This is a genomic window from Hoeflea algicola (assembly GCF_026619415.1).
Classification (GTDB): Bacteria; Pseudomonadota; Alphaproteobacteria; order Rhizobiales; family Rhizobiaceae; genus Hoeflea; species Hoeflea algicola.
The window spans coordinates 222,889-229,321 of sequence record NZ_JAOVZR010000003.1 but is presented as its reverse complement, the minus strand read 5'-3'; the positions used below and the strand labels follow the sequence as shown (position 1 = coordinate 229,321).

General features: G+C 59.6%; 8 protein-coding genes and 1 pseudogene. 8 read left to right on the top strand and 1 reads right to left on the bottom strand.

Annotated elements, in window-relative coordinates; all coding sequences use genetic code 11:
* Positions 1–303, bottom strand: coding sequence for a DUF5676 family membrane protein (locus OEG84_RS24950; protein WP_201772285.1), 303 nt, complete (start codon positions 301–303; stop codon positions 1–3).
* Between the two features lie 441 nt (positions 304–744).
* Between OEG84_RS24950 and atpD the strand changes: the two are divergent.
* From atpD to OEG84_RS24910, 8 genes and pseudogenes are all read left to right on the top strand, one after another.
* Positions 745–2,145, top strand: a pseudogene (gene atpD, locus OEG84_RS24945) (F0F1 ATP synthase subunit beta).
* On the top strand, positions 2,142–2,552 hold the full coding sequence (locus tag OEG84_RS24940) for an ATPase (RefSeq protein WP_267656588.1): 411 nt from the start codon (positions 2,142–2,144) through the stop codon (positions 2,550–2,552). Before atpD ends, OEG84_RS24940 begins: the two are co-directional and overlap by 4 nt.
* Positions 2,549–2,836 (top strand): AtpZ/AtpI family protein, encoded by a 288-nt coding sequence (locus OEG84_RS24935; RefSeq protein WP_035521326.1) that lies wholly within the window; start codon positions 2,549–2,551, stop codon positions 2,834–2,836. The genes OEG84_RS24940 and OEG84_RS24935 overlap by 4 nt, the downstream gene beginning before the upstream one ends.
* A complete protein-coding gene (locus OEG84_RS24930) occupies positions 2,833–3,132 on the top strand; it encodes an ATP synthase subunit I (protein WP_267656587.1) in 300 nt (99 codons plus the stop codon). Before OEG84_RS24935 ends, OEG84_RS24930 begins: the two co-directional genes overlap by 4 nt.
* 74 nt (positions 3,133–3,206) lie before the next feature.
* Entirely contained in the window at positions 3,207–3,818 is a 612-nt protein-coding gene (locus OEG84_RS24925; protein ID WP_267656585.1) for a F0F1 ATP synthase subunit A, read from the top strand.
* Positions 3,815–4,102 carry a F0F1 ATP synthase subunit C gene (locus tag OEG84_RS24920; protein WP_035521332.1) on the top strand — a complete coding sequence of 96 codons (288 nt, stop codon included), beginning with the start codon at positions 3,815–3,817 and terminating at the stop codon, positions 4,100–4,102. The genes OEG84_RS24925 and OEG84_RS24920 overlap by 4 nt, the downstream gene beginning before the upstream one ends.
* Positions 4,103–4,105: 3 nt before the next feature.
* Positions 4,106–4,876: a F0F1 ATP synthase subunit B gene (atpF, locus tag OEG84_RS24915; RefSeq protein WP_267656584.1), complete on the top strand. Its 771-nt coding sequence runs from the start codon at positions 4,106–4,108 to the stop codon at positions 4,874–4,876.
* Positions 4,866–6,404 carry a F0F1 ATP synthase subunit alpha gene (locus OEG84_RS24910; protein ID WP_267656582.1) on the top strand — a complete coding sequence of 513 codons (1,539 nt, stop codon included), beginning with the start codon at positions 4,866–4,868 and terminating at the stop codon, positions 6,402–6,404. Before atpF ends, OEG84_RS24910 begins: the two co-directional genes overlap by 11 nt.
* Positions 6,405–6,433: the final 29 nt, after the last annotated feature.

The window sequence follows — 6,433 nt, the reverse complement described above, 5'->3', positions numbered from 1 at the left end:
TCATTTGGCAGCCCTTTGGGAAAAGTAGTTGAACAGCGGAACGAATACGATCGCGATAAACCAGCCGTAGGCGAAGGCCTCGGCCAGCCCGATGACAAAGCCCGACAGGCTGATCCAAACAAAGCCAGGAAGAAGTGGGACCCAGGCCTGATACATCGTCATCGAAGGAAAGATCAGGCCGAAGCCGACGCACAAGACGAAGGATATCGCGAGGAATATCCCCGTGCTCATCCCAACTGCATAGATCGATAGTCGCCCGGCGGTGACGCCCATTGAGCCGGTAAGTTCGTGTTCCTGCGGCATGATTTGATCCCCGCGTTCTTTAGCTGTCTCGCACGTATTTTCTATCTCTGTAGACGCGCTGTGCCGGGAAGCATTACAATCCCGGGGCAATAAATCTCGCCCAAGATTGCAAGTTATCAAGCCCACCAGAGAAATGGTTCACTGCCTTTGAGTAGGTAGGAATGCTCAGGGGCTCACATAGCGCGGAGAGATTCGTCTTTGGATTTTAGCGCCATAGCCAGAAAGCATGTGCATTCTGACACCAATGCGTGCGGCACAAGCAGCCGATTTGCCAACGATGGCTGTAATCTTTGCCCGCGGCAAGCGTCTTATCCAAACAAGGAGATGTGCGCTCTGCCCTCACTATCGAAACGTCTTGCCCGGAGCGTCTCACCCGGATGGCAATAAACGCCAAATCTTGGTTTCCCGATCAGAAGTTTTGAGCAAGAGAATGGATAGGTCATGAACACGGTGGAGGTCCCGAAGCCAGATAAAGTCGCGGGTAGCGAAGGCAGGATTGTCACCATTCGCGGCGGAGTGGTCGATGCATTCTTCCCGGATCCGGTGCCGCAGATCCACGAATTGCTTTTTGCAGGCCAAGTCGCGCTCGAAGTCGCGGCGCTGGTGGGCGATGGGGTCGTACGGTCCATCGCGCTGGCTCCGGTCCGTGGCCTCGGGTTGGGAATGCCAGTCCGCGCCACCGGCACCCCGATCGAAGTGCCGGTGGGTGACACGATGCTGGGTCGGATGTTGAACGTCTTTGGCGCGCCAATCGACGGAATGCCGGCACCCGTAGCAGTCGACCGCAGGTCGATCCATCAAGCCCCGCCCGTGCTTGAAGACCGCGTGTTGCGCGCCGAGATGCTGGAAACTGGGATCAAGGCCATTGATCTATTGTCACCCATCGAGCGCGGCGGAAAGACCGGGCTGTTTGGTGGCGCGGGCGTCGGAAAGACCGTGCTGATCACCGAACTGATCAACAACACGGTGCAGCATCACAAGGGTGTCAGTCTGTTTTGCGGCATCGGCGAGCGATCCCGCGAGGCCGAAGAACTGTACCGCGAAATGGGCGCTGCCGGCGTGCGCGACAAGACGGTGATGTTGTTTGGCCAGATGAACGAAGCGCCCGGCGTGCGCTTTTTGGTGGGCAACACTGCACTGACAATGGCCGAGTATTTTCGCGATGACCTGGGGCAGGACGTGCTGCTGTTGATCGACAATATCTTTCGCTTCGTTCAGGCGGGCGCGGAAGTTTCGGGTTTGTTGGGGCGGATGCCGTGAAGTGTTGGCTACCAGCCAACCCTGGCTACCGAGCTGGCCGCTTTGCAGGAGCGTATCGCCTCGACCCGTCGGGGTGCCATCACCTCGATCCAAGCGGTCTATGTTCCTGCCGACGATTTCACTGACCCTGCGGCGGCGCATATCTTCTCGCATCTTTCCGCAACGGTCGTGTTATCGCGCAAACGGGCAAGCGAAGGGCTTTACCCCGCGGTTGATCCGCTGACCTCAGCCTCGGTCATGTTGACCCCTGCGGTGGTTGGGCAGCGCCACTATGACATTGCGCGCGCCGTGCGCCGGACGCTGGCCGAATACGAAGAGCTGCGCGACATCATCGCGATGCTCGGGATGGAGGAGCTTTCGACGGCTGACCGCGCCACCGTCGCCCGCGCCAGAAGGTTGGAGCGTTTTCTGACGCAGCCGTTCTTCACGACGGCGTCGTTCTCTGGCAAGGACGGCAAGCTGGTGTCAGTCACGGACACGCTGGATGGTTGCGAAACGATATTGAATCAGACCGAGTTCAACCTCCCCGAAAGCGCCTATTACATGATTGGCGGACTTCAGGATCTGGAGGCCGTATCATGAGCATGGCCGCGGATATGCAGGTTACCTTGCGATTGCCGACGCGGACCTTGTTCGACGGGCGTGCAATAGAACTGGCCGCGGTGGCACAAGACGGGGCCTTCGGGATGTTGCCGAACCACACGGATTTCGTGACGGCGCTGGTGCCCTCTGTGCTGACGTTGACGGTACCGGGCGGAGAGGAACTGTTTTTTGGGATCGATGAGGGGCTATTGGTCAAGAAAGGGCATTCGGTTGATGTCGCGATTCGGCGCGGTGTTCAGGGTGAAAGCCTCGAGACGCTACGCGAAACCGTTGAAAACACGTTCGTCCAGATCGATGAGGATGAGCGTGTGGCGCGCACTGCACTGTCACAGCTTGAGGCCAATATCGTACGCCGTTTTGCCGATCTACGGAGGCCGCAACCATGATTGAAAAACCCGACAAGACAGCAGAAGACATCGCGCGGCGGGCTAAGAGGATGAAAAACACGCGCGATCATCCGGCGCCCAGCCCGCTGCGTGGGCTCGGTGCGTTCGGCATGATCGGCTGGTCGGTCGCCGTTCCGACGGTCGGAGGCGCGTTTCTGGGCATTTGGCTGGACCGTGTGGCACCACAGGATTTCTCGTGGACCATCGCACTGATCCTTTGCGGAGTCGTTGTGGGCGGTCTGATCGCATGGACATGGATCGAAAAGGAGGGAGACGGCGAATGACGGGTATGGACTGGGGAGCGTTGACGACCGGGCTGGCCATCGGGGCGGCGATGGGTGCGTTCTACTTTGCCGGGCTGGCCTTTGGCATGCGGGTAGCCCTTGCTTCGGCAGGGCCAACGACGACCCTGATGCTCAGCGCGGCGATGCGGATCGCACTTTTGTTAGCCGCTGGCTGGGCGGTCGGACAGACCGGTACATGGACCCTTGTCGGCTATGCGCTGGCATTCCTCATTGTGCGCCTTGTCGTCGTGACCTTGGCCCGCCGCCTGCCTATGGAGCCTAAAGGATGGAATTGACACCCGATAGCACGATTGTCTTTGAAGCATGGGGAATTCCCGTCAATGCCACGATCGTCAACACCTAGATTATCATGGCGGTGCTAACCGGCATATCCATGTTGATCACCCGCAAGCTGTGCCCGGATGTGCCGCCGAACCGATGGCGCACCATGCTGGAAGTCATCGTGCAGGGTATCCAGAGCCAGATCGAGGAAATTTCCAGACGGCCGTCGCGCAACCTGCTTTACTTCGTAGGCACGCTTTTCCTGTTCATCGCCACATCGAACCTGATGCTCGTGATGCCAGGCTTTGATCCGCCGACCGCTTCGCTTTCGACAACGGCAGCACTTGCGTTCTCAGTCCTGATTGCGGTTCCGCTTTTTGGTATGACAAGCCGGGGCGTCGGCGGGTATCTGAAGACCTACATGCAACCTTCGGTCATCATGCTGCCCTTCAACATCATCAGCGAGTTTTCCCGCGGCATATCGCTCGCCATCCGGCTTTATGGAAATATCATGAGCGGTGCAGTCATCGCGGCAATCCTGCTCAGCGTGGCGCCGTTTTTCTTCCCCGTGGTGATGGACGTGCTGGGCCTGCTGACCGGGCTGATCCAGGCCTACATCTTTGCCATCCTCGCGACGGTCTACATTTCTTCGGCGACAGCGGACCCGAGCACATCCAAGACAGAAAAGAAAACCCAATGACCGATCTTGCCATTATTGCCGCCATTTCGATTTTCACTGCCGGACTTACTGTTGCATTCGGCGCGATCGGCCCCGCGCTGGGTGAGGGCCGTGCGGCGGCTCAGGCGCTGAGCGCAATTGCGCAGCAGCCAGACGCCGGGCCAACGCTTTCGCGGACGTTGTTTGTCAGTCTCGCGATGATCGAATCGACCGCTATCTATTGCTTTGTGGTGGCCATGATCCTGATCTTCGCCAACCCGTTCTGGAACGCGGCGCTCGAACTTGCAAAGACCGCAGGTCAATAGGCCATGTCTATTGACTGGATCACCATTGCCGCCCAGCTCATCAATTTTCTGGTGCTGGTGTGGCTGTTGAAGCGGTTTCTGTACCGCCCAATCCTGAGTGGCATCGATGCCCGTGAGACCGAGATCGCCGAACGGATGTTGGAAGCGTCCAGAGCAAGGGAAAAGGCCGAAGCCGCAGAAACCCGCTACAACGACTTGGCGGCCGATTTTCGCACCAACGAGGCCACACTGATCGACAACCAGCGCCAAAAAGCCGAGGCGGAACGGGATACCCTTATAGCGGAGGCGCGCGCGAGGCTGGAACAAGAGAGAAAAGACTGGGAAGCGCATCTGGCCCAGGAAAAGCGCAAATATATCGCGCATCTGCATCGGTCAGGGGCAGCGTTGCTGATGTCGCTGACCGGAAAGGCGCTGCATGATCTGGCCGATGAGACGCTGGAGGAACGCGTTGTCACCCATGTTGCGCGTCAGTTGAAGCCAATGGCGGCAGATTTGCGCAAGGCGGCTAATGCCGGCACTCCGGCTGTTGTGACGACACACTACGTCCTGCCCGATGCTGCCCGCGCGAAGCTGGTGGCGAATATGAAGGGCTTGATTCCGGGTCAGAAGTTGCAGTTTGAAACCGACCCCGCGCAGTCAGCCGGCCTGGTCTTGCGCATGGGTGCCGTGCATGTCGCATGGACCGTGGACAGCTACATCGAGGAGTTGGACACCATGCTGGAAGAACGACTGGTCCAAGATCCCATCGTGAAGGTGGATAGCGATGGGCATTGAAAGTACCTATACCAACACAGATCACGACATTCTGCTGAAGGCGCTGCTGGACGGGCCCTCTCCGACTCCTGTGCTGACCGAAATCGGCCGGGTCAGCGAGGTGGGCGACGGGATTGCCATCGTGACCGGCCTTGCCCGTGCGCTGTCCGATGAATTGCTGGAATTCGCGTCCGGTGTGCGCGGGGTCGTCTTTGATCTCGAACCCGACCGTCTGGGGGTTGTCTTGCTTGGCGCTTCCGACCGAATAACAGTCGGCGAAGGTGTACGGCGTACACGGCACGTTGTCAGCGTGCCGGTGGGACCGGCTCTGTTGGGCCGTGTCGTCGATGCGCTTGGCCGGGCCCGTGACGGAGACGGCCTGATCACCGCCGTTGCAAGGCGCCCGATCGAGGCGGAAGCTACCGAAATCCTCAACCGTTCCGCCATCACACGCCCGCTGGCAACAGGGATAAAGGCGATTGACGCGGCGGTGCCTGTGGGCTTGGGCCAACGCGAACTGATCGTTGGTGACCGGCAAACCGGCAAGACGTCGATCGCCGTGGACGCGATCCTCAATCAGCAGAAAACCGGTGTCATCTGCATCTATTGCGCCATCGGTCAACGCGGCGATGCGGTGGCCAAGGTCATCGGGGCCATCAAGGCTGGCGACATGACGCAGAACACCATCGTTATTTCTGCTGGGGACGAGGATCCGCCGGGCCTATCGTTCATCGCGCCTTTCGCCGCCATGACCATGGCTGAGTATTTCGCCGATCAGGGCCGCGATGTTCTTGTGGTGATGGACGACCTGACCCATCACGCGCGTTCTTATCGTGAACTGTCGCTGCTGCTGCGGCGTCCGCCAGGGCGCGAAGCCTTTCCCGGCGACATTTTCTATTTGCATGCCCGGCTCCTGGAGCGTGCCGGAAATTTCACGGAACAGGCGGGCGGCGGCTCGATCACGGCGCTACCGGTGGTCGAAACCCAAGCCGAGAATCTGTCCGCTTACATCCCCACTAACCTAATCTCTATTACCGACGGCCAAATCTATCTGTCGCCGCGACTGGTGCGGAAGAACCAGTTTCCCGCGGTCGATCTGGGGGTGTCGGTGTCGCGTGTCGGCGGCAAGGCGCAATTGCGCGCGTTTCGGGACGTGGCTGGCAACCTGCGGGTCACGCTTTCACAATTTGAAGAGCTGGAGGACTTTGCCCGGTTCGGTACGCGGCTCGACGATGCGACAACGGCGCGCCTGGCACGCGGTGCCGCAGTCCGCGCAGCCCTCAGGCAGCCCGAGCGCGATCCGATTGCGGCTGCCGAACAATTGGCGGTTCTGATCGCGGCTATGGAGGGGCTGTTTGATGGTCTGCCAGAGGCCGAAGCAATTGCCGCGATGGGACGTGTGAGAGCGGCTGCAGCAGGCGCGCTTGGCGATATTGCAACGCGGATCGCTGCCAATGAACCCCTGCGTGACGAAGACCGCGAGCGGATCATCGAACTTGCGCGCGGGGCGGGCGAGGCGATCGGAGGCGGAGATGGCCCAGACGCTTGAGATCCTTTCACACCGCACGGACACGCTGA

Bases quoted from the DNA above. Each gene is read 5' to 3' on its own strand.
- OEG84_RS24950 (WP_201772285.1), bottom strand. From the start codon at position 303: ATGCCGCAGGAACACGAACTTACCGGCTCAATGGGCGTCACCGCCGGG.
- atpF (WP_267656584.1), top strand. From the start codon at position 4,106: ATGTCTATTGACTGGATCACCATTGCCGCCCAGCTCATCAATTTTCTG.
- OEG84_RS24930 (WP_267656587.1), top strand. From the start codon at position 2,833: ATGACGGGTATGGACTGGGGAGCGTTGACGACCGGGCTGGCCATCGGG.
- OEG84_RS24940 (WP_267656588.1), top strand. From the start codon at position 2,142: ATGAGCATGGCCGCGGATATGCAGGTTACCTTGCGATTGCCGACGCGG.
- OEG84_RS24910 (WP_267656582.1), top strand. From the start codon at position 4,866: ATGGGCATTGAAAGTACCTATACCAACACAGATCACGACATTCTGCTG.
- OEG84_RS24925 (WP_267656585.1), top strand. From the start codon at position 3,207: ATGGCGGTGCTAACCGGCATATCCATGTTGATCACCCGCAAGCTGTGC.
- OEG84_RS24920 (WP_035521332.1), top strand. From the start codon at position 3,815: ATGACCGATCTTGCCATTATTGCCGCCATTTCGATTTTCACTGCCGGA.
- OEG84_RS24935 (WP_035521326.1), top strand. From the start codon at position 2,549: ATGATTGAAAAACCCGACAAGACAGCAGAAGACATCGCGCGGCGGGCT.